Origin of the sequence: Bacillus sp. SD075 (assembly GCF_017355165.1) — a bacterium.
In the GTDB taxonomy this organism is placed as follows: Bacteria; Bacillota; Bacilli; order Bacillales; family DSM-1321; genus Peribacillus.
In genome coordinates, this window is the sequence record NZ_JADILK010000013.1 from 26,763 (window position 1) to 48,192 (window position 21,430).

The 21,430-nt window shown below is 40.0% G+C and carries 22 protein-coding genes, 2 pseudogenes and 1 riboswitch; of the genes and pseudogenes, 5 read left to right on the forward strand and 19 right to left on the reverse strand.

Going from position 1 to position 21,430, the window contains the following annotated elements; genetic code table 11:
* Window positions 1-84 precede the first annotated feature (84 nt).
* Both IOC57_RS11780 and IOC57_RS11785 read left to right on the forward strand, forming a co-directional pair.
* Entirely contained in the window at window positions 85-438 is a 354-nt protein-coding gene (locus IOC57_RS11780; RefSeq protein ID WP_207438899.1) for a hypothetical protein, read from the forward strand.
* Between the two features lie 421 nt (window positions 439-859).
* Window positions 860-963: riboswitch (purine riboswitch) on the forward strand.
* A gap of 177 nt (window positions 964-1,140) precedes the next feature.
* A complete protein-coding gene (locus tag IOC57_RS11785) occupies window positions 1,141-2,022 on the forward strand; it encodes a 5'-methylthioadenosine/S-adenosylhomocysteine nucleosidase (protein WP_207438900.1) in 882 nt (293 codons plus the stop codon).
* Window positions 2,023-2,190: 168 nt separating this feature from the next.
* Here the strand turns inward: IOC57_RS11785 and IOC57_RS11790 are convergent, their stop codons facing one another.
* From IOC57_RS11790 to IOC57_RS11800, 3 genes are all read right to left on the reverse strand, one after another.
* Window positions 2,191-2,580 carry a hypothetical protein gene (locus IOC57_RS11790; RefSeq protein WP_207438901.1) on the reverse strand — a complete coding sequence of 130 codons (390 nt, stop codon included), beginning with the start codon at window positions 2,578-2,580 and terminating at the stop codon, window positions 2,191-2,193.
* A gap of 191 nt (window positions 2,581-2,771) precedes the next feature.
* Window positions 2,772-3,497: a ZIP family metal transporter gene (locus IOC57_RS11795; RefSeq protein WP_207438902.1), complete on the reverse strand. Its 726-nt coding sequence runs from the start codon at window positions 3,495-3,497 to the stop codon at window positions 2,772-2,774.
* Between the two features lie 166 nt (window positions 3,498-3,663).
* Window positions 3,664-4,002, reverse strand: a complete 339-nt coding sequence (locus IOC57_RS11800; RefSeq protein ID WP_207438903.1) for a hypothetical protein — start codon at window positions 4,000-4,002, stop codon at window positions 3,664-3,666.
* A 198-nt stretch (window positions 4,003-4,200) separates the two neighbouring features.
* Between IOC57_RS11800 and IOC57_RS11805 the strand changes: the two genes are divergently transcribed.
* Window positions 4,201-4,695 carry a L,D-transpeptidase family protein gene (locus IOC57_RS11805; protein ID WP_207438970.1) on the forward strand — a complete coding sequence of 165 codons (495 nt, stop codon included), beginning with the start codon at window positions 4,201-4,203 and terminating at the stop codon, window positions 4,693-4,695.
* A 72-nt stretch (window positions 4,696-4,767) separates the two neighbouring features.
* On the opposite strand, the gene IOC57_RS11810 is transcribed toward IOC57_RS11805, so the two are convergent.
* The 4 genes from IOC57_RS11810 to IOC57_RS11825 form a co-directional block, all read right to left on the reverse strand.
* Window positions 4,768-6,222: an Msr family ABC-F type ribosomal protection protein gene (locus IOC57_RS11810; RefSeq protein ID WP_207438904.1), complete on the reverse strand. Its 1,455-nt coding sequence runs from the start codon at window positions 6,220-6,222 to the stop codon at window positions 4,768-4,770.
* Window positions 6,223-6,729: 507 nt separating this feature from the next.
* Entirely contained in the window at window positions 6,730-8,331 is a 1,602-nt protein-coding gene (locus IOC57_RS11815; RefSeq protein WP_207438905.1) for a sodium:solute symporter family protein, read from the reverse strand.
* Entirely contained in the window at window positions 8,332-8,472 is a 141-nt protein-coding gene (locus IOC57_RS11820; RefSeq protein ID WP_207438906.1) for a hypothetical protein, read from the reverse strand.
* A 95-nt stretch (window positions 8,473-8,567) separates the two neighbouring features.
* On the reverse strand, window positions 8,568-10,343 hold the full coding sequence (locus IOC57_RS11825) for a sigma-54 interaction domain-containing protein (RefSeq protein WP_207438907.1): 1,776 nt from the start codon (window positions 10,341-10,343) through the stop codon (window positions 8,568-8,570).
* A gap of 336 nt (window positions 10,344-10,679) precedes the next feature.
* Here IOC57_RS11825 and IOC57_RS11830 point away from each other — a divergent pair, with 336 nt between their 5' ends.
* Complete coding sequence (locus tag IOC57_RS11830; RefSeq protein WP_207438908.1) at window positions 10,680-12,638, forward strand: oxidoreductase; 1,959 nt, start codon at window positions 10,680-10,682, stop codon at window positions 12,636-12,638.
* 206 nt (window positions 12,639-12,844) lie between these two features.
* On the opposite strand, the gene IOC57_RS11835 is transcribed toward IOC57_RS11830, so the two are convergent.
* From IOC57_RS11835 to IOC57_RS11865, 8 genes and pseudogenes are all read right to left on the reverse strand, one after another.
* On the reverse strand, window positions 12,845-13,582 hold the full coding sequence (locus tag IOC57_RS11835; RefSeq protein WP_207438909.1) for a hypothetical protein: 738 nt from the start codon (window positions 13,580-13,582) through the stop codon (window positions 12,845-12,847).
* Window positions 13,583-13,993: 411 nt separating this feature from the next.
* On the reverse strand, window positions 13,994-14,164 hold the full coding sequence (locus IOC57_RS11840) for a phBC6A51 family helix-turn-helix protein (RefSeq protein WP_207438910.1): 171 nt from the start codon (window positions 14,162-14,164) through the stop codon (window positions 13,994-13,996).
* A gap of 19 nt (window positions 14,165-14,183) precedes the next feature.
* Entirely contained in the window at window positions 14,184-14,396 is a 213-nt protein-coding gene (locus tag IOC57_RS11845; RefSeq protein WP_207438911.1) for a hypothetical protein, read from the reverse strand.
* Window positions 14,397-14,789: 393 nt separating this feature from the next.
* A pseudogene (locus IOC57_RS11850) lies at window positions 14,790-15,146 on the reverse strand (ankyrin repeat domain-containing protein); the annotation flags it as partial.
* Window positions 15,121-15,438, reverse strand: coding sequence for an AHH domain-containing protein (locus IOC57_RS25855; protein ID WP_309487697.1), 318 nt, complete (start codon window positions 15,436-15,438; stop codon window positions 15,121-15,123). The pseudogene IOC57_RS11850 and the gene IOC57_RS25855, both read right to left, overlap by 26 nt.
* A gap of 45 nt (window positions 15,439-15,483) precedes the next feature.
* Window positions 15,484-15,645 carry a hypothetical protein gene (locus IOC57_RS25860; RefSeq protein ID WP_286184775.1) on the reverse strand — a complete coding sequence of 54 codons (162 nt, stop codon included), beginning with the start codon at window positions 15,643-15,645 and terminating at the stop codon, window positions 15,484-15,486.
* Window positions 15,646-15,974: 329 nt separating this feature from the next.
* Window positions 15,975-16,496, reverse strand: a pseudogene (locus tag IOC57_RS11860) (SecY-interacting protein Syd); the annotation flags it as partial.
* Between the two features lie 41 nt (window positions 16,497-16,537).
* On the reverse strand, window positions 16,538-16,912 hold the full coding sequence (locus IOC57_RS11865) for a hypothetical protein (protein WP_286184776.1): 375 nt from the start codon (window positions 16,910-16,912) through the stop codon (window positions 16,538-16,540).
* On the opposite strand from IOC57_RS11865, the gene IOC57_RS11870 reads away from it, so the two are divergent.
* Entirely contained in the window at window positions 16,890-17,117 is a 228-nt protein-coding gene (locus IOC57_RS11870) for a hypothetical protein (RefSeq protein ID WP_207438912.1), read from the forward strand. The two genes, IOC57_RS11865 and IOC57_RS11870, sit on opposite strands and share 23 nt — an antisense overlap.
* Window positions 17,118-17,510: 393 nt before the next feature.
* Here the strand turns inward: IOC57_RS11870 and IOC57_RS11875 are convergent, their stop codons facing one another.
* The 4 genes from IOC57_RS11875 to IOC57_RS11890 form a co-directional block, all read right to left on the reverse strand.
* The gene (locus IOC57_RS11875) at window positions 17,511-18,533 is read right to left on the reverse strand and encodes an ABC transporter substrate-binding protein (protein WP_207438913.1); all 1,023 of its coding nucleotides are present in this window, start codon (window positions 18,531-18,533) and stop codon (window positions 17,511-17,513) included.
* Between the two features lie 16 nt (window positions 18,534-18,549).
* A complete protein-coding gene (locus IOC57_RS11880; RefSeq protein WP_207438914.1) occupies window positions 18,550-19,311 on the reverse strand; it encodes an ABC transporter ATP-binding protein in 762 nt (253 codons plus the stop codon).
* Window positions 19,312-19,314: 3 nt separating this feature from the next.
* Window positions 19,315-20,382 carry a FecCD family ABC transporter permease gene (locus tag IOC57_RS11885; protein WP_207438915.1) on the reverse strand — a complete coding sequence of 356 codons (1,068 nt, stop codon included), beginning with the start codon at window positions 20,380-20,382 and terminating at the stop codon, window positions 19,315-19,317.
* A 210-nt stretch (window positions 20,383-20,592) separates the two neighbouring features.
* Window positions 20,593-21,420 carry a MetQ/NlpA family ABC transporter substrate-binding protein gene (locus IOC57_RS11890; RefSeq protein WP_207438916.1) on the reverse strand — a complete coding sequence of 276 codons (828 nt, stop codon included), beginning with the start codon at window positions 21,418-21,420 and terminating at the stop codon, window positions 20,593-20,595.
* Between the last annotated feature and the right edge of the window lie 10 nt (window positions 21,421-21,430).

Consider the following 21,430-nt stretch of genomic DNA (forward strand, 5'->3'; position numbering starts at 1 on the left):
TTCGTCATTTATGCAGGATGCCGTTGAAACTTTTACCGGGAATAAACGTATATGGAATCTATGTAGCCATTTCTGGAGGACTCAATGAACATAGATGCAATCGTACGATTAGTTTTAATGTTAGGGATTCCGTCCTTCATGATGTGGCGGGAGTATAAAAAGATGTCAGTAGTAGAACGAAATGAAGTGAAGACTGATTTTACGAGTAAGCGTTTTATCTTTACAGGTGGTCTAGTGGCACTCAGTTGGGTACTCATGTTGCTCGAACCAATTTTCGAAATGACATGGATGAAAACGGTTGGCACTGCACTTATTTCGATCGGCGTATTGGCAGGCATTGTTTTGATATGGCTGAATGCTCGATCAAAGCGGAAAGCAGTACTAAAATTTTTTTACTTATTGATCGTTTTTTCCATCTTTTTATGGGCGAATTACTAAATGGGTGCAGCCCTTCCACCTACTCTTCTATCATAATTATGCATATAAATCTATCTGTTTCAGACTGTAGACAAATTCGAAGAAAACGGGTTTTCCTACCGTTTTTTTTCGCAAAAACGTTCCATTTCAGAAATCCGCTCCCTTTCCGCCGACTGTCTGCCAAGCCTCATCTCGGCTAGTCAATTGTCCGGCAGGAGTTTCGCAAATTTCTTCCATCCCATGAGGATTTCATAAAATTTTAAAAAAGCTACGAGACTCCTGCGGGAAAAGCGTGCCCAAGGGAGACCCCGCAGGCGAGCGCCTGGAGTGAAATCAACGATTTTAACGAACCATCCCCCTTTTAAATACGAACATTAAATTATAATTTTATTTTAATGTTCACTTTTCCATTGATTATCTACCATTTGTTTGTTATATTAGCAAAGTAATAATCGTTATTACTCGTATATGCTCGGAAATATGGTCTGAGCGTTTCTACCTGGTTCCCAGTGAAAGAACTAGACTACGAGTTAAAGTATTCGGCCGCTCTCTTTTTTGAGCAGCTAATGATTAAGCATTCGCTTCATTTTTTGCTTACTATCCATACTTTGACTTCGTAGGTCTAGAAGGCAGTGATCATTCTGCCGTTCTGGACCTTTTTCTTTAGACCAAAACCATGAGTGTATGAAACAAATCGGATAATTTGAATGAAGGAGAAATTATATGAGAAAAAACATGGTAAAAAAGTACACTATATTAGGTATCATTTCTTTACTTTTCGTGTCGATGATTGCAGCATGCAGTTCATCTTCCAAAAATGAAACGGTAGAAAAAAAGACACAAAGACCTATTTTGGTTCAAGGTCCAATGCCAATCGAAGCTGAAAATTTCGCAGAAAAGTTAGAGGATGTTAAAGAAGAAAAATCAGGAGATTTTGTATTTTACATTGGAACTTTAGACAATTACCCTGTAATCGTTGCAAAAACAGGTAAAGGGATGGAAAACACAGCTGCCGCTACAGCAGTGGCCATTGAAAGATATAACCCTGTTGCCATCATCAATCAAGGTACATCAGGAGGACATGATCCAAGCTTAAACGTTTTTGATATTGTTTTAGGAAAAAGAACGGTAAACCTAGGTTCATTAAAAACAGCAGATAAAACTGAAAACCAAGGAATTGATCCAACCATTTGGAAACCCATGGACCTAATGGCTTCCGAAGGAAGTGCAGGGGAAGATCCTAATGCTGAAAAACCGCGCTTCTACGAGGGAGATAAGGATTTACTCGCGGCTGCTCATGCGGTTAAAGATACTTATACAAAAGGTAAGGTTGTCGAAGGTACTATCGGTTCTGCTGACGTTTGGAATAATGAAGTGGATCGGATTAAGTGGTTCCATACGAAATACGGTACATCCGTTGAAGAAATGGAAGGAGCTTCAGCAGCACAAATCGCCAAAGCTTACGATGTTCCCTTCTTAGGTATACGAGTGCTATCCAATAATAAAGTGAATGGTGGTAAATACAACCCAAATACGGCTGCAGCCAATCAAGAATATGTTTATGAAGTAGTCAAAAAATATATCACTGCGATCCCAAGCAAATAATATCGGGCTCGGAGCGTACTACTATCCCTATAATGAAATAAAAGAAGAGCACCTATTATATGTGATAATAGGTGCTCTTCTTTTATTTGCGGAGGGCTGTGTCCAAATGTACCGGGCTACTTCCCACATCAAACTTACTGCCTTCTGATAGGATGCTAACCATTCCCATCATTCATGGTGGATTGAACAACTGTTTGCCGATGCTTCCTCCTTGCAAAATGTTAGGCTGAGGCTATTCAATGTGTAAAGTCTAGCGGTGAAAATGAATAAATCGCTGTAGTTATTTTCTACGTATTCTTCAATGATGCCCATCCCTTTTCTGAATCTATCAACTAATAAATGCGTGTAGTTTTCATCCCAGGTAAACCGATTGATCCGTTTAAGTTCATCTGCCAAAACTTGAAACTTAAACTCCTCAACAAGAAGTTTCAATTGATACAATTTATCTCTATTTAAACAAAAGCAATTGTTTTCAATTTCATGATTTTCCCGGACGAATGTGATGAAGCCATTTATATTCTCAGCCAACATATTCGCAATTTGCATCTCGAAGTTCATTTCTAACATCTCCCCAATGTCTAAATCTATATGAAGAGTGTATGTTTTGAAATGATATTTTAACACCAGCAATTCTTCTTTAGAGATAGATTTCCTTATTTCGCCTGCGCATTTCCTTCTATGATAGATTTATAAAATGCGCCGTGATCAACTTCCCACAAAAAAATGCCCCCTTTTCCAAGGGGACATTTTCACATTGAATCCAGAACCAAGGATATAAGCAGGCCGGCTGCGGTGAATATCCCCGTAATCGGTCCTCCGTCTTCATATGCTTCAGGCATCATCGTTGAGGCGATCATCGCAATGATGCCTCCGCCTGCAAAGGCTGCCATCGCTGCCAGGACATAGTCCGGGGCATGATCGAGGAATAGATAGCCCGACATCGAGGATAGTGCCGAAATGAGCAGGACGGAAAACCACAGCAGCATGATTTTTTTCTTGGAATAATCACTTTTGAGCAGCCCAGTTGTACTTGAGAGCCCCTCCGGAATATTACTGATGAAGATGGCAATGACCAATAGCCAGCTTACCGAGCCACCGCTTATTAAGCTGGCACCAATCATGATCGACTCCGGTATGGCATCCATCACCGTCCCGATAAAAATGGCTAAGCCCGCTTCCTTTGAAGAGCTATTATTGGACCGTTTCCTTTTATCCGCACCTTTTTTGGAAATAAGAAAATCCAAGGCAGTAAACACGGCTGCCCCTGCGATGAATCCAATCGCCGTTGCCCAGATTCCTCCATCACTCACCGAATCAGCAAGCAGTTCATATGCCGCTGCACCAATCAATACACCCGTACCAAAAGCCATGATATAGCCAATGATGTTTTTCTTTATTGGAATGAAGATGGCGGCTAGTGCGCCAAGCAGGACCGCAGAACCCGAAACCCCTCCCCAAAAGACCGCATTCCACATGGAATTCCCCCATTTCCTTTTATAGGATAGTCTACCCGGGTTGATGTTGGGGTAAACAAGGGGCCGCTTTTTTGCAAATTAAAGCAAAAAAAAGCAGGTATATTCGCTGCCTTAGTAGTTTTGTATAAACACAGTAGAGTCCTGCCGATTATGGTGCATCGCTGCCTTATATGACTGATATTTGCGGTTTTCCTTCTTCTCTTTCACTAACCTTTTCAATTTTATCGACAAACATTTGAAAAACCTTTCTCTTTTCTTCCAGCTCTTTTATTGATTCTTTCAATTCATTCAATTTTTGTTCAAAAGGTTTATGATAGACCTCGCGGATGTTTCGAATAATTTCATCATTTATAGTGGATTGCACAACCTGTTTGGTGATATTGAATTTATAGGAATATACCTGAAGTTCACGCTTAACTTCTTCATACTCTTTTTCTATCCCATTTAACACATCGCTAATTTCTTCATTCCATTCTACTAAAGCCTTTTTCACATGTTCCTCCACCCTTATTCCCCCTCTTTAACTAACAAAAAATCCATCTCCATAAAAACTTATTTTATCAAAATTTCATTTCGGTTTCTTTTCGGCTTAGTTACTTAACATATTAGTTTCATTAAAAACAGATAACAGCCAGTTCCGAAACACTTTTGAAAAATCACATAGAATGAAGCATGACAACTATGACCTATGGAGGTGTTCAGACTGATCCATACAGTTAAACCAGGTGAAACACTGACACAGATATCCAGGGACTACCGGAAACCGCTATCGGAAATCATCAAGGCCAATCCAACAATAAATCCAAATGTCATTTATCCTGGCCAGCCCATTATGATCCCTGGTTTCCCCCCTCCTGATACCATTCCATTTCAGATCGATGTGTCCGTTAACAATCGTAAGTTAAGGCTGCTAAAAGATGGAGTCCTGCAAAAACAATATCCAATCGCCGTTGGAAGAATGCTGTCCGGTACACCCGTAGGACAATTCATCATCATTAATAAAGCCCCCAATCCCGGAGGCCCATTCGGTACAATGTGGATGAGTTTATCCAAAGAACACTATGGCATTCATGGAACGAATGACCCCAGCTCGATTGGTAAAGCCGTTTCAAAAGGCTGTATTCGCATGCATAATAGGGACGTGGAGGCATTATCAAGGACCGTTCCAATCGGGACACTGGTTTCGATTCATCCTTAATGTGTTTAGTGAATGATTACAAATAAGCCGACGAGATTTTCTCATCGGCTTATTTTGGCATGAACTTAAAAATTACACTTGAACCAATTTCTTCGCATGAATTTTATACTGAAGATCTCCTACATCGTTTATGAATGCCTGATCATGGGATACAAATATGATCGTCCCTTCATAGGCCGCTATAAATCGTTCTAATGCTTCAATGGCCGTTATATCTAAAAAGTTGGTCGGTTCATCTAATAGCAGAATGTTGTATTCCCCTAAGAACAACTGACAAAGTTGGAGGCGAATCGCTTCGCCGCCACTTAATGAGTGAACACTTTTCAGTATATCCGTTCCGACAAACTGCATCGAATGCAGGACGCTTCTTAAAAATCCTTCATCATATCCTGAGCGTTTTTCCAAGAATTGCAAAACCGTTTCATCCTTTGTAAATCGATAGCTCATTTGACGGAAGTAACCAATTTTCGCTTTTGGAGAAAGTGCTAATCCTGCACCATTATTGGCAATATGGTGAAGCAACGTACTTTTACCGCTCCCGTTGCTGCCTGTGATGGCTATTTTTTTACCGAGCGGCAGCTGAAAACTCACCTCATCCAATAATACGTTCCCCTTCACTTGAAGAGTCAATCGGTCCGCCATTATCGGGAACTTATTATGCAATTCCAATCGCTTAGACTGGCGAAATACGATTGGCCTTTCCTCTTGTACAGCTTCCACTTCCTGAAGCCTTTCCACTCGATGCTCCATTGCCTTCGCTGCACGTTGTGCAGCTTTTTGGCTTGTGCCTTTCGATTTCGTCATAAACGACTTATTCGGTTTTGCATTCGCCTCTTTTTTTGACAATCTTCCAGCTTGAGCGATTTTTTCAGCCTTTTTCATTTTTTCCTGTGCCGCTTTTTCAAGTCGGCTCTTTTCTTTAACGAATTGTTCATGAGCCTGCCTCTGTTGTTCCCGTTGTAACTGCTTCTGTGCCATGTACTCGCTGTAATTTCCTGAATATACATGTACCTCGCCTTCATGCACTTCCCAAATCGTCGTCACGAGTTCATCCAATACAGCCCGGTCATGACTAATCAAGACAAGCGCACCATAGTAATAGCGTAACTCATCAAGTAAAAACGAAAGGCCGTCTTGATCCAAGTGGGTTGTCGGCTCATCGATAAGCAACGCTTCATTATAGTGGGTAAACAATTGGGCAAGCTTCACCCTTGTTTGCTCACCTCCGCTTAGCGACTCTGAATTTCGCGGTACTGCTAATCTTCCCAGTAACGCTGGATCAGCTTCTGCAACAGCAGGCGCTTCAACTTGCTCAAAATAGCCACGATCAACGTACCCCTTTACTTTTCCGCTTGTCGGTTGAATTTCTCCAGCAAGCAACTTCAGTAACGTACTTTTTCCTGTACCATTTTTCCCGACGATGCCGATCCGGTCAAATTGATGTACAGCCAATCGATCAATCTTCAATACCTCTTTATCTAAATAGGCCACTTCGACATTTTCTAATTCAAAACATATTTGTTCCATATTCGCTACCTCCGAAATTTGTGATTTCGTATCGATAGCTTGGATCGATACGAGCTTCTATTTCAAGCCCGCATCAAAAGAATAATAAGAAATGCAATTTACATTCCCCCTAATCAAAGTCACCGCTGAATGATCATCTAATCGATATGGGCTCAACTCCCAATCTCGCATCAATAGAAAAGTAACATCATCACGTTAAATCCCTCCAAAACAAAAAAGTACACAGAAGGGCTCTGTGTACGGAAAAAATCGGCATAGATATCCGGTAGAACGACAAAACTTCTACAACATATCCATCCTATACACACAGCAAATAACCCCTTATGTAAAGTGGTTTTTTCCATAATATGTGTATATATCAGTATAGCTGTAAAAATGCCACGTTTATCGCTCCTTTCAATTCTTGTCCCTATTCTAACCAGGATATTTCCAATAGTCAATTATTTTCGTTTTATATAAAAAAAGGCAGGGATTTCCCCTGCCAGTACAATAGGATCATTCTATCAATCAATTCATATTGATCGGCCAATAATAAAACACTAGTGTAACCATGATGATCATGACGCCGCTGATCATTAAATAGGTTGGGTACCTGCGGGTGATGGCCATTTCTTTTTGCTCGTCCATTTCAACGGGGGTTTGAAGGATATTTGCCTGGAACTCCCTTTCTTCGATGGTGATCCTTCCATATTTGGAGCCAATGATAAGTGCACCTATGCTTAAGATTAAACCAATGATGACAGGATTGAAGTAAACGGGAAGGCTTATTCCGAACATGCCAAGGCTTTCTCCTAGAATCACACCAAAGAAGCCGAATACGATGCTCCAAAAGGCTCCTTCTTTCGTTACCTTCTTTGAAAATACGCTGGATATGGCAATCGGTCCCCATGATGCGGCAAATAATGTTGCCGCAAAGTAGCCGATCCACATGACCGCAGGCGGCTGGAATAATCCAATCAATAAGATGATCAAGCTGATCACAACCATGGAAATGCGGCTGGCACGTAATAGATGATGATCTGTAAATTCCTTTTTCCGTGATTGTTCCATGATATCCCGTGTAATGCTGCTTCCTATTATTTGAAGGAAGCTCGAACAGGATGATAATGCCGCAGCCATGATGCCGCTAACGATGATGACTCCAAGCCATGTCGGGACAATATTCATCGCTGCCCAAATGAATACCTTTTCCGTCGGGGCGATATCCGCTTTAATGGTGGTGATTGTCGATATGCTGATATGGAGGAACAAATAGACGGTCAAAATGGATATGGTGGCCCAGACGCCGGCCCGGATGGCTACATGTTCATTTCTCGCCATTAAATATCGGCTGCTTTGCCATGGACTCACTGCAATGACAATGCCCCAGACCAAGCCCATGATGACGGCCCACGCCAATGCTTCCCATGGAGTTCCCATCGTTGCGGCAGGGCCGGTAATGCCATGCCAGCTTAATAAATCAGGCCGTTCAGCCAAGTTTGCCGCTTTAGTAACGGCATCAGGAAACCCGCCCGCGGATTTGATGATATAAGGAAAGCTCAGATACGTTGCGATCGAGAATAAAAAGAACATCACGGTATCGTTCACCATGACCCCCTTCGCTCCTGAAAGAATGGTAAAGGAAGAATACACGACCCACATGATCACCAGGGCCATTGGATAGGAAACACCCGAAACCTCGGCCAATAAAACGGCCGCCCCTTGAGTAACGGCAACCAAGTATGCAGAGATTCCGAGAATCGTCGTGATGGCAGCTGCCAGTCTTACCTTTTTAGAATGAAAGCGGTTACCAAAAAATTCAGGAACCGTCAATGATTTGCTTCTTCTTAAATACCTGCCAAACAGGAACACTCCGAATATATAGCCGCTTGCATTGAAAATAACGAGGATCAGCAGCAGGATCGGGTACCCTTCATAGGAAAATCCCGCTTCTCCCATAAAGGATACGGTGCTTAGGAAAGACGCAACAAGCGTACCGGTTATCATTAATGTGTTCCCGCTTCGTCCAGAAACATAATACTCCTCTGAGCTTTTCACTTTCCTGAATAAAAAGATGCCGATCGAGACATAAACACAAAAGGATACGATAATACCAAGCAGAAACGCCACTTACATCCCCACCTTTTCAATCGGATCTTTTGCTTTTATTTCTTCTTGATTCTTTTTCATTTTTACTAGGAAAACCTTCGTGATCCACCCCATGACAATTAAGGAACCCCCATAACTTAAAGAGAAAATGAACTCACCCATTTCTTGACCCCCTTATTAAAATAAAAATAATCAATCATTAGATATGCAATATCCGTACCAAGTTTTTGAATATTCAGTTTTTAAAAGAGGTTAATTTATTTTTCATCATGATAAATAATTTGGTATTTGCCTAGTTTGCGCATGACCGTCGTTTGGCTGACCTCCAGGACTTTGGCCATTTTCCGGGTCGATTTGTAGGTGGAAAGGGCCTGGGATAATAATTGCTTTTCCGTTTCCTCTATCGCTTTTTTCAAGGGAATGATTCCAGTTAAATTGACCAGTGCCGCATCTTTGTAAGTTAAATTGGAAGGCAGATCCTCTATCGTCACGATAGGTTTCCTGGCCGTCACGACAATTTGTTCGATTATATTTTCCAATTCCCGAACATTACCCGGGTAATCCTGCAGCTGCAGAATTAACTTGGCATGATCATCTATAGTGATCGATTGACCGTATTTTTCATTGAATTTCTTCAGAAAATAATCCGTTAATAATAGGATATCTTCCTTTCGTTCACGCAGCTGAGGTATTTCCATTGGAACGACATGCAACCGATAATATAGATCTTCGCGAAACTGATTATTCTTGATCATTTGTTTCAAGTCTTTGTTCGTAGCGGAGATAATGCGAATATTCACCTTTTTCTCCTTCGTTCCTCCCACCTTCATGAATGTTCTGTCCTGAACCAGATGAAGGATTTTCACTTGAATGTCGAGCGGCATTTCCCCGATTTCATCAAGAAACAACGTTCCGCCATCAGCACTCTCAACAAGCCCTTGCTTCCCGTGCTTATTGGCTCCCGTGAAGGCACCGCTTTCGTAGCCAAACAGCTCGGACTCAATTAATGCGGATGGAATCGCGCCGCAATTGACTTGAATGAATTTCTTATCCTTTCTGCTGCTAAGATCATGAATGACCCTTGCTAACACCCCTTTTCCGACTCCGGTTTCACCATGGATGAAGATCGATGAATCCATAGGGGCCACTTTTTCAGCTAATTCCAAAACCTTTATCATCTTATCGGAATTTGTAATGAAGTCATTGAACGAAACGGTTCTCTTAGCATGTGAATTTTCATGCCGGGCCCGCTGGTTCCTAAGGTTCACCCTGTTCAATTCACTCTTCATCTCAACCAATTCCGTGATATCCCTGGAGTTCGAAACGATCCTATATAAGTTCCCCTCCTCATCAAAAATAGGCTTCGCTGTGCTGAATACAGTCAATCCATGCGGATACGTTTGTTCTGCTGAATGGATCGCTTTCGTTTTCATGGTTTTTAACGTAACCGAATTGACGATCAATCCCTTTTCAACTAACTCTTTAATGTTCTTATTAATAAAGGCCTCAGGCGGCAGCCCTGTAAGCTTCTTACACGCTTCACTCACGAATAACGTGTTGCCGTTTGCATCCGTCACGAAAATTTCATCATAGCTGGAATGCAGGATTTGCGTGAGCTCTTTTACTTTCTTTCTTGTCACCTCCAGTTCTTCATGCAATGATTCATTGAGACTTAGTAAGCTCTTCATCTTCTTTTTAAGCATCATTTCCCTGACTTCATGGATCGGATAGCATCTATATTGGTTCTCACTATGCTGAATCACAAAATCATAGGTGCCCTTATCCTCCTCACTTAGCTTATCTAGATTCTCCAGAACGACAAACGATGTATTAAGATAAACCATGATCTCCTGATTTTGACCAACGCTATCCAATTGCTTCAAAAAGAAACCTTCATCTAAGATGCCGAGGATTTCCAAGTGATTTTTCATGACAATAAAAGGAGAGGAATGTATTTTCAGTAATGCTTTTACATCCAACATAGCAATATCGGAAAATACAATGAGAGATTCCTTTTTTAATTTCGTATCCACACACTCACCCCATATTTTGATTTCGAACCGATTTTGTTACACTTTTTCAAACGAAAAGAAATACGTGTCATTTTCATACGCAACGAATGTCTCTATACCAACAAACTTAAAACTGAACCTTTTATGAATCACCACTTTTCAAAAAAGGTTCAGTTATCTATCTATAAAATACTATATTCATGAGCCATACCCTCTTTAAAAAGCAAAAAAACTATTTTCATCCAGATTCCCGGTACGGCATGGTTATTGCATATTGAACCTATATAAGGATAGGTAGCGGGCGATCAATGCCCTCTATCCTCTCATTCTATCTAAAATTAGGGAGTGGTCATGATCATGGCTCAATTCAAGAATCTGTTTACCCATTTAACGATCGGTTCTACTGAATTAAAAAACCGGATCTTAAGTACAGCCCATCAAACAAACCATGTCAGGGACGGAATCCCCACTTCGGATATGGTGGCCTATCATGAAGCCCGCGCTAAAGGGGGCGTCGGACTGATCATCCTTGAAGCGGCATCCGTACATCCATCGGGCATGCTTACGTCCAAAACGATTGCAGGATATGACCAAAAAATTGTCACAGCCTACAAAGAACTTTCCGAAACGCTTCATAAGTATGGTACGAAGGTTTTCTCCCAGCTATTTCATGGCGGAAGGGAAGTCGTTTCGAGCGACTATCGAAATGCAGCATGGGCGCCATCCGCCGTTCCCAGCTTGCGCTTCGGCGTCATGCCAAAGCCCATGAGCATAGAGGATATTGAAGGAGTGATTGAAGGGTTCGCCCATTCCGCACAGCTGGCAAAGGATGGCGGACTGGATGGAGTCGAAATTTGCTGCTCACACGGATACCTTCCTGCCCAGTTTTGGTCACAGCATACAAATAAGCGCACGGATAACTACGGCGGGTCATTTGAAAATCGGATGCGATTCATCGTGGAAATTTTGGAGAAAGTATGGGAAAGAGTCGGGGAAGACTTTACCGTTGGCATTCGCATGAGCTCGGACGAACTGACGATGGACGGGACAACGATGAAGGATTCCGTGCAAATCGTCGAATATCTCGCGGAAAAAGTCCGATTGGATTTCATTAACGTCACAGCCGGAGATTCAAGCACCTTCGAAGGATCAACCCATATCGTGCCTCCATCACCAATGAAGCATGCTTACCTATCGCCCCATGGATTCAAAATCAGGATGGCAGGAGCCATACCGGTCTTTGTCGGAAATCGAATCGTCGACCCCGTTGAAGCGGAACAGATCGTATCAACCGGAAAAGCCGATGTCGTGGGAATGACCAGGGCCTTAATCGTCGATCCTGACATGCCCAACAAAGCAAGGGATGGAGACCTGCAAGCAATCGATGCCTGCATAGGCTGTTTACAAGCCTGTATCGGTCACTATCATAAAGGACTGCCGATTGGCTGTGTCCAAAACCCAACAACAGGGAAAGAAGCATGGATTTTACCAGAATTAAAGAAAACGCGAAACAAACAGAATGTCCTGGTCATCGGCGCCGGACCCGGCGGATTACAGGCAGCCATAACAGCGGACTACCTCGGTCATTCCGTTACACTGATCGATCAAAGCAAATCAATCGGCGGACTGCTCCGCACCATGCGCAAAGCACCCATGCGGCATGAACTCGCAGAATCGATGCTCGATAACTACTCCCGGAAACTGATGAGAAGCAAGATAAATGTGCAATTAGGCAAAACGGCAACCGCCCAAGAAATATCCGAATCGAAACCGGACGCCATCATCTGTGCCACCGGCTCCCGGCCCTATACACCAGCCATCGAAGGAATGGATGACCCACGGATCATCATGAGTGATGACCTCTTCAGCTCAACTAAAAAAGTGGGGGACAATGTACTCGTATTCGACTTTGGCGGCGACTGGCCCGGCATGGAAGCAGCCATCCATCTAGCCGAAAAAGGACATGGAGTCACACTCATATCATCACGACTGCACATTGGTGAAACCGTCCACCAATACCTCAGGAATGAATACCTAAAAAAACTATACAACCTAAACGTCACACTCCTTCCCCATTACGATATCGGGGCAATCAAAGAAGATCACGTCATCATTCGGAACCTATTCACCCAACAAAAAGAAGAACTAACAAACTGGGACTCCATCGTCCTCTCCCTTGGCCGCATTCCCAACACAGAGCTATTCGAAGAAATGAAAGGCCATGCGCCCATTGTGAAACAGATAGGGGACTGCCTTGGCCCGCGTACCATTGAGGAAGCGACGCATGAAGGGATGATGAGTGCTATTAGTTTATAGGGGAAAGAGACATTCCTGTTGTGGGGGGTGTCTCTTTTTTGACCATATCAACAGCTTGGATATCAACTCCCTCATTGAATAGATTAACCGTAAAAATAATATCGAGGACTCCATCTGCAAGCTGACTTATTGCATCATGTGTAAATAATGTAAATTTCAGGAGGTTGAAATGGGCAAAAAATGACTTTCTATAATCTGAAAGAAAGTCATTTTACAATTGTCAATTGCTTTTTACTTTTAATTTCAGTACAAAAAGTGTTATATATCCCCGAAGATTTCCATTCTCCTGCCACAATAATTAAATGATTTCTATTCTCATAAACGCCCTTTCTAATTTCTTTGAACAGTCTTTCATCAACAAACTTCACAATAAATGTATAATGTTTTCCGTTTGGCAGACAAACAAGTGCAATTTCTTTTCTGTCGAAACTATAGTACCTATACTTTAATTCAATTAATCTCCAACCAAATACGCCATTGGGATACATATAAGTACTTCTTTCGTCTAACAACATTTGACCAATTATTTTTCCGTTATATAAGTCTGAACAATCATATGATTTACACATAGAATAAATCTGACGAATTGTACGTATTGGTTTTGGAGTAACTTCTCCTGTTCTATGCTCACCCGGAATCTCACTCTTGGACTGTGGTTTACTTGACATAGTTAACGATAACAATGCATTTTCAAAATCAAATCCATTTTCATCATATAAATTAGGTTGAAATCCCCTTGATGTATACGGACATCCATTTACATGGCTATGTGATTTAATTGCTGCAAAATATGATTTCGATACTCCCTCAAGATTACGTACATACATATGAGCATCGCAGTCTTTATTAGGACAATAAAAACGTATACTTTTATCCTGTCTTTGTGCATCTCTTGCCAGTATTTTATGTTCTCTAGCAGCATCTTTAAAAACATACATTGCCATTTTCATCTCTCCAATCTTACCAAACATTTAAATAGTATGGTTCTGGTGCAAATGCCAAGACAAATAGAAAAAGTTTTAGGATCTACTTTCAGAAAGCCCCTTAGTTGTTACCCCGAACAGTCTATGTTTGAATTCCACTTCATTTTGGACGTACTTCCCCCCTTTGATGAACCTGCTTCTTTTTAATCATATGTATCGCTTCTGTACCACTTTGTAGCTGGTAAATCAAATGTGTCACCTTTATGGCACACTTCTACGGTAAAAATTTTACCATATATTAGTATAATATATCATTTTAGACCAATCCTAGAGCAAGCAAAATAATATTATGTAGATGAAGCCTAATCAATATACGTAAAAACTTCACAGATCGATTACTTCCGGTATTCGTGACATCGTATTTCGGTTATTCTAACGTTTGATTTCATCATTAAAATTGATGTTCTGACACCATCTATATAACCTTTGACGTGTAAATGCGACTGAATCGGCAATTTCATCTAATGTAAAGCCGTTGTTTTTCGGTTGAACAAGTAATTGAATTGCCGCGTATTGCTCAGGTTTTAACGGTTTACTACTCATTAGTTATCATCCTCCATCATTAAATTCTGCGAATTGTTATAAAGAAAAATACCGACAGATTAACACGGACTATTTCAAAGCTTTTTTTAAATTCTTTTGGCATATTTGCCAACGAATTTATATATTCTTCTACTTTTCCAATAACATCTACACCAAAAGTACGTGTATTATGCCATTTAACTGCATTATTTTGTAATGTTTTTGAAGATTTCTCATATTGATCCATAGCCATTTTCCGTTTCTTTTTTTAATGAGCTATTCAGTATAGACAATCACCCCTTTCCCTCTTCCTATAATTATATAATATGGAATTTAATGTAACGTAGATACTTACCTATATAGTAATCGACTCTTATTATTTATAAATCTTTAGAGTAAAGTCTCCCAGAGATATATTCACAAAATATTAAATATTTTTCACTAATTTTATAATAGATATGGGAGTACGATAAATCTAAATGAATAAAAAAATGGATAGTCCCTTTGATTTTCGAAAGGCTCTATCCACTTCTTCTTATATAAAACATTCTTACTTTATAACAAAACAAGATACTTTGAAGCTAACGAGATTGCCTAAAGCTTTCTCCCTTATTTTTTAACTCTCAGGTAGATCTAAGTCTCTTTTCTATTCTTTTTCATCTATCTTCTGCTTTAAATATTCAGCAATTTCTGTTTGCCCTCTTTCAATAGCAAATTCATAAGTTCCCATATCTTTCATAGTATCCCCTGTATACTTAACAGTAATATCAATACCATTCTGAACAAGATACTTTACAATATGAAGGTGCCCACCATAAATCGCTGAGAATAGAGGATTTCTATTTGGGGCACTAACATCTAATATTGCACCATTATCAAATAAGTACTCTACAATACTTATTTCACCTTCACTAGCTGCATGTGCAATAGTCGCTGACTTCGGTACACCTTCGTTTATGTTAATATCCATACCAGATTCAACTAGAAATTTTATCATACTTATCAACAATATGTTGAAGACGTTCTATACCGTGTTGTCCTGCAATTCTATTTGGTGCCCAAACCAGGTTTTCTTCACCAATTATAAATTCTATTTCATACCTTTTTAATATTTCTTGACCTTCTTGAACAAGTTCTTTTTGCTTCTGGCCAAGACCTTTTTTAAATAGAATATGATGTGCATGTGGATCTATCATAGCAGTAGGTGGGGCACCTATTAGTCCTCTAAGATACTTACCAAAATCAATTTTAATTAATGCTTCATTATATTCTTTAGTAATACCTAAATCAGACATCTTTTTACTAATCTCAGACAACTCATCTGCACTAAAAGTATTATTTTAAATAGCATTTTTAAGCTTATTCAACTTAGTGGCATTGACATGACCCGCTTCGCCTATACCATCAAGGTAATCACTTACAGATTTAACCCTACCACTAACTTCAGACTCCACTCTCGCCATTGAAATTAACTGTTCTTTTAACCCCGCACCATTAACCACATTATAAGGTACTCCACCTGCCAACGACAGTTGGTTTTTAGGATTGTATGGCAATAGGTTAGGGATAGAGACTAGAACCCCTGAGCGGCTTTTGTTGTGTCCACCCCAATCTACGTTACGGCTCCTGCGCCTTTTGTTCCTATTACTGACGTTATGACTGTCCACAGGGCATAGGATAACCAGTTAGCCTGTGAATACATGAGAAGTAAATTCTTAGATGTTCTAATGCGTAAGGAGTCGTTATATCGATCAAAAAGAAAACCTTGATCGAGTGACGATCACTCAATCAAGGTTCAATAGCTAATAAGTTTGGTTTCTGGTAATACCACTTAAACTTCCAATTCTACTTTTAAATTATTTATCAATTCAGCAAGTGAATTAGCAAGAAATTCGTTTTCTTCTGTTTCAAAATTCTCTATCAATATCTGTCCTGTTTTATTGTCAAAGATAATAGCCATATCTTCTGGAGAGACAAATCCTATTTGTATATATCTAAGTTCTCTCCCATTGTTCTCTTCATATTGTTTCATTACTTCAAAAAATTCTAATATAGATTTACCTGGTTCTATAGGTTCAAGATTAACTAATCTTGAACCGTAAAAGCCTTGTAAGTTTAAGAACCAATACGAATTAAAGTATTCTTTCATTGCATGGTGAATATTCATACCCAGTTTTTCTTCAATTTCTGTAAAATTATCTAAATCAATTTTTTCAATAGGTTTCCAATATACATATTCTTCTTCATCTGGATTACTTAAATACAATCGAGGATCAATCTCTTCATCCCACGGTACTTTAGGATATGTACCATATTTTGTATCCCATACATTTATGAGTTCTTTAAAATAATGTTCTAATGCTTTTTTATGTCCATGTTATACCTCCAACAAAATTACTTAATAAATACTTGAAGACGTTCAGCGTTTTCTTGATCTTTCCCCCATATATCTATTTGTTTCTCTATATTATGGATTCCTCCACTCCCTGGATGCAACGGTTGTGGAATAGCCATTGCTTGTCCGCCACCACCAAGATGATGATGCACTAAAGGTTTTCCTTTTAATCCTACAATATCATACTGAGGGAAATGTCTCCTAAAGACTGCATCATTTACAATAGCCCATCCATTATTAAGATTTTTGATGTTAGCATCGCTAAAATACTCAGGATGTAATTTATATAGTTCATTAAAATAATACTTGAAGGAAATGGTCACAGCCCAGAAAAATGATCTGAAAAAAATATTGGCTGGAATTGATGATATCATTCAGTTAGAACCTTTTTCCGATGATCATAAAAACCTGGAAGTAAGGAAAAAAGAAACCGCGCAATATCTCAAGGTTAAGAAAGAGGAAGCAGAGAATCGCCGGATCAAGGATTTGAAGGCGCAACTCGATCATGTAACAGATCCGGATGAGTTCCTCAAAATCGCCAAGCAGATCCGGTTAGGTTACCAGATTTCTTTTATGTAATATTTTTATTTACTGTAAAATTATGGACTGGTTATATTTTAGAAGAGTTTCTCCATTTATTCAAGAATTGAAGGGGATTTCACTAAACCATTGTTTTTTCAAAATCCATTTAAACACAGCGATACTGACCTCCATGCGAGTTCTTCAGTTGCCTAGGTTAGTAAGTGGCTTTAAGCTTTGGAATATTAAACAAAAAGGGGCAGTCCAGGAGCCACGAAATTGGCAACTTGGACAGCCCTGCTAACCTAACCTAACAATCAGGATTTCCCCCTTTAAAGCGAGAAAGAAGATACCCGTGAAAGTAACCTCTTTTCAACGGTTATCTCCTTAATTCACTTCATATAATCATCTAAATCTATCATTTTAATCTGTTTCAGCCGAACGAATAAACGATTATTTAAACAAATCTGGATGCATTTCTTTCGCTAACATTTCCATTCCTTCTAAAGTACTGTAGCTATAGCTGAACATATAATTGTAATCCACGGCATAAATTTGTTTGTTTTTTATCGCTTTCATGCTGGATAGCTTTTCATTTGCATAAAGTGCTGCTTTAATCTTATCTGCGCTTACTCCATCAGTGGTGCTCCAATCAGGAATGATCAATACATCGGGATCAGCCTCAATGAGCCTTTCAACACTAACCTCTCCCTTTTCATCTTTGAAAACATTATTTAGTTTAACCATTAAAAATGAGTCATTAAAGAAGGTTTCGTCATGAGCTGCGTATACATATACTTCTTTTGGATCACTCATATGTAAATAAGCGAACGTTTTTTCTTCTTTAATACTTGATAATTTAGTAGTAATGGAATCTTGTCTATCCTTTAATTCTTTAATGAAACCATCTGCCTTGTCTTGTACATTAAACAGATTACCCAGGTTTTCAATATCTTTATAGATGGAGTTATACGTTCCGCCAGTAACGGATGAATTCAGAACGTACGTTTTAACGCCCATTTCATTAAGCGAATCCACTGTTCCTACTCCCCAATCAGCGTTGTCAAATAGGCCGCCACGACCGTAGACTAAATCTGGATTTGTTCCTAAAGCAACCTCTTTTCCAACATACTCGTCGCTCAAAATTTTTAATTTTGCGTATTCTTTTTCCACGGCTTTATCTGGTGCACCGAAGTTTGCTCCTACGCCAACAATTTTGTCACCTAATCCTAAGTGTAATAACAGCTCTGCTGCCGGTCTTGTATTAGCCATGACTCGTTCGGGTGCTTTATCGAAGACTTGATCCTTCTTCTCCCACGTTGTTCCGCCTTCAGCCTTTGTGAAATTTTCAATTGTTAATGGATATTGGCTTTTCGGCTCCTGCTTCTCTTCTGAATTAGTCTTGGTTGAAGTTCCGCAGGCTGTCAGTGTTAACATGGCCGCCAACCCGACTCCTAGTAATAATCTCTTTTTCAAATGAATTCCTCCTATTTTATACGCCATACGCAAAACCTAATCCATTCGTAACTGGGTTGATATACGTTTGGCACTTGATTTTATATAATGCTTCGACTGTGTCGGGTGTCAGTACCTTATCAGGTGTACCATGTGCATATACTTCACCATCTTTAATTGCATAAAGATAGTCACAATAATGAGCAGCCATTTCTAGATCATGAAGGGCTGCAAGTACCCCGATATGTAAATCCTTTACACATGATAAAATTTCAATCTGATAGCGAATATCCAAGTGATTCGTCGGTTCATCCAATATCATGAATTTTGGCTGCTGGGCAATCGTCCTGGCTAAAATGACCCTTTGCTTCTCTCCCCCGGAAAGGGATAAAAAACTCCGCTCCTTGTAATCAAGCAGATTGGTTCGTGTCAGCGATTCTTCAACAATCATGAAATCTTCTTGTTTATCGGACTCCAGCATTTTCTTATGCGGGGTTCTGCCTAGCATGACCATTTGGTGCACCGTCAGATCAAAATTCACTTCATTGAATTGGCCCACGACACCTAGTTGCTGTGAAACTTTCTTTTCAGAGGTCTTCAGAACATCCATATCATCTAATAAAACAGTACCTTTATAAGGGGATAGGCTTTTATAAATACTTTTTAATAGCGTCGATTTCCCACAGCCATTTGGACCGATTAAGCCAACAAATTGTTGATTCTTCACTAGAATTGAAATGTCTTTCACGATTTCTTTCTTGCCGATTTTTATTCCCATATCTTTCGCGATTAATTGCATTTTTCACCCTCCGAAATTGTAGCCTTTTTTCACAATCATGTAGATGAATAATGGCGAACCAATAACAGATGTAATGATTCCAATGGGCAATTCAACATTTGTAATCAACGTTCTTGACAAGATGTCCGCCCAAATTAAAAACAGTCCGCCTAACAGAATTGTTCCTAACGTTAACCGTTTATGGTCCGCGCCAAATATCCCCCGAGTTATATGAGGGATGATCAACCCTACAAAACCAATCATTCCTGCATATGCCACCATCGTTCCCGTGATAAGGGCTGTAACGATCATATAAAATTTACGATAGGCGCTTAAATTAATTCCTAGCGTGATCGCGGATTCATCGCCTAAAAGCATCGTATTCAGCACTCGATGCTGGAAAAGGAACAACGCACAGCCAAGCAAAACGATGATCGCCAGAATAGGTGTTTTTCCCCAGCTTGATGATGCCAGGCTTCCCATGGACCAAAAAGTGACGGTTTTAATTCCTTCCGCATTATTGGCAAAATAAATGATAAGGCTTGAAAAGGAACTGCATAATGCACCAATAACCACTCCTGATAGTACGAGTTTCACTGATGTTGCTTTACCACCGATGCTGGATAAAACAAGTACGGCTATCGACGTCAGCATAGCACCTGTAAAAGCTCCAAATGCTACTCCAAATTGGGATAAAAATGCGCCACTTCCAAGTCCGACTAGAATCGCAAAGGTTGCCCCTAGGGAAGCTCCCGATGAAATCCCAAGAATATATGGATCAGCAAGTGGATTTTGCACAACTGCCTGCATGACCGCTCCACACAACGAAAGTCCCATACCAATCAACAGAGCAAAAATAACGCGAGGCATCCTAACTTGTAAAATGATATTTAAATAGGATTCATTTTCAACATTCAGTGAACCCAATCTGCCATTCGTCAATGTATGAACCATGATCTCCATCGATTGCTTGAATGGGATATGGACTTGCCCTATCGATACCGAGTAGACGGCAGACACCATAATCAAACCTATTAATAATAAAATAATCATATAATAGTAATTGCTTTTACTAACTCCGTTTGTAGTCATTCCCTACTACATTCACCTCCTGTATGATGAATAAATTGGACTAGATATATTTGATAATGATTATCATTCTCGAAAATCATCATAATATGTAAACTGAAATAATACAATATATTTTTTTTATAAAACCTATTATTTTTTTCTTTGACTGATAGCTTTTGACACGAAAAAAAGGGCTATTCCCATTGGAATAGCCCTTTCTTTGTATCAAAATTAAAAGGCTGGTATGGCCGTTTCACTATATTTCTCTTCTAAAAATTTGCGTACCTCTGGGCTTGTCATAGCCTTGGCCAACTTTTGAACGGGCTCAGAATCCACATTATCCTTGCGTGCTACTAATGTAATCGCAAAGTCATTTTCAACACCTTCTGTGAGAAGGGCGTCATTTTTTGGTGTCAAACCGAGCGGTGCAGCGTAAGCAGGTGTGATCACTATCGCATCTGCTTCATCATACGTTCTCGCTAACATTAATAAATCCACTTCTTTAAATTTATAGTTTTTAGGGTTTTCCGTAATATCAGCCATCGTATAATATGGGCCCTTTTTTTCCTTCAACGTGATCACTTTATGCTGTGCCAGCAATGATAATGACCGATCAATGTTCGACACGTCATTTGCAATCGCAATGACGGCGCCCTCGGGTAATTTATCGATGGAGTCGTATTCCTTGGAATATACACCATAATTGGCAAAATAAATCGGTTTCACTGGTACAAGCTCGGTATTTTTGTTTCGATTGAATTCCTCCATATACGGAACGTGTTGGAAGAAATTTACATCTACTTCTTTTGCCGCTAGTGCCGTATTCGGCTGCACATTATCACTCAATACGACCATTTCCAGGTTAATGCCTTCCTCTGCCAGCTTTGGTTTGACAAGCTCAAGGATTTCCGTCATTGGGGGAATGAGCGAGGCCACTTTCAATGTTACCTCTTTCTTCTCCTTATTTTGCGCGTTTTCTTTCTCTTTTCCTTCATTCGCCTTACCGCATCCTACTAAAAGCAACATCATTGCTGCCATGAGAAAGAGTATTTTTTTCATGATGGTTCCC

Coding starts and splice junctions, on each gene's coding strand:
- IOC57_RS11780 (WP_207438899.1), top strand. CDS start 85: ATGAACATAGATGCAATCGTACGATTAGTTTTAATGTTAGGGATTCCG.
- IOC57_RS11785 (WP_207438900.1), top strand. CDS start 1,141: ATGAGAAAAAACATGGTAAAAAAGTACACTATATTAGGTATCATTTCT.
- IOC57_RS11790 (WP_207438901.1), bottom strand. CDS start 2,580: ATGAACTTCGAGATGCAAATTGCGAATATGTTGGCTGAGAATATAAAT.
- IOC57_RS11795 (WP_207438902.1), bottom strand. CDS start 3,497: ATGTGGAATGCGGTCTTTTGGGGAGGGGTTTCGGGTTCTGCGGTCCTG.
- IOC57_RS11810 (WP_207438904.1), bottom strand. CDS start 6,222: ATGGAACAAATATGTTTTGAATTAGAAAATGTCGAAGTGGCCTATTTA.
- IOC57_RS11820 (WP_207438906.1), bottom strand. CDS start 8,472: ATGGGTGAGTTCATTTTCTCTTTAAGTTATGGGGGTTCCTTAATTGTC.
- IOC57_RS11830 (WP_207438908.1), top strand. CDS start 10,680: ATGGCTCAATTCAAGAATCTGTTTACCCATTTAACGATCGGTTCTACT.
- IOC57_RS11835 (WP_207438909.1), bottom strand. CDS start 13,582: ATGGCAATGTATGTTTTTAAAGATGCTGCTAGAGAACATAAAATACTG.
- IOC57_RS11840 (WP_207438910.1), bottom strand. CDS start 14,164: ATGAGTAGTAAACCGTTAAAACCTGAGCAATACGCGGCAATTCAATTA.
- IOC57_RS11845 (WP_207438911.1), bottom strand. CDS start 14,396: ATGGCTATGGATCAATATGAGAAATCTTCAAAAACATTACAAAATAAT.
- IOC57_RS25855 (WP_309487697.1), bottom strand. CDS start 15,438: ATGTCTGATTTAGGTATTACTAAAGAATATAATGAAGCATTAATTAAA.
- IOC57_RS11865 (WP_286184776.1), bottom strand. CDS start 16,912: ATGATATCATCAATTCCAGCCAATATTTTTTTCAGATCATTTTTCTGG.
- IOC57_RS11880 (WP_207438914.1), bottom strand. CDS start 19,311: ATGCAATTAATCGCGAAAGATATGGGAATAAAAATCGGCAAGAAAGAA.
- IOC57_RS11885 (WP_207438915.1), bottom strand. CDS start 20,382: ATGACTACAAACGGAGTTAGTAAAAGCAATTACTATTATATGATTATT.
- IOC57_RS11890 (WP_207438916.1), bottom strand. CDS start 21,420: ATGAAAAAAATACTCTTTCTCATGGCAGCAATGATGTTGCTTTTAGTA.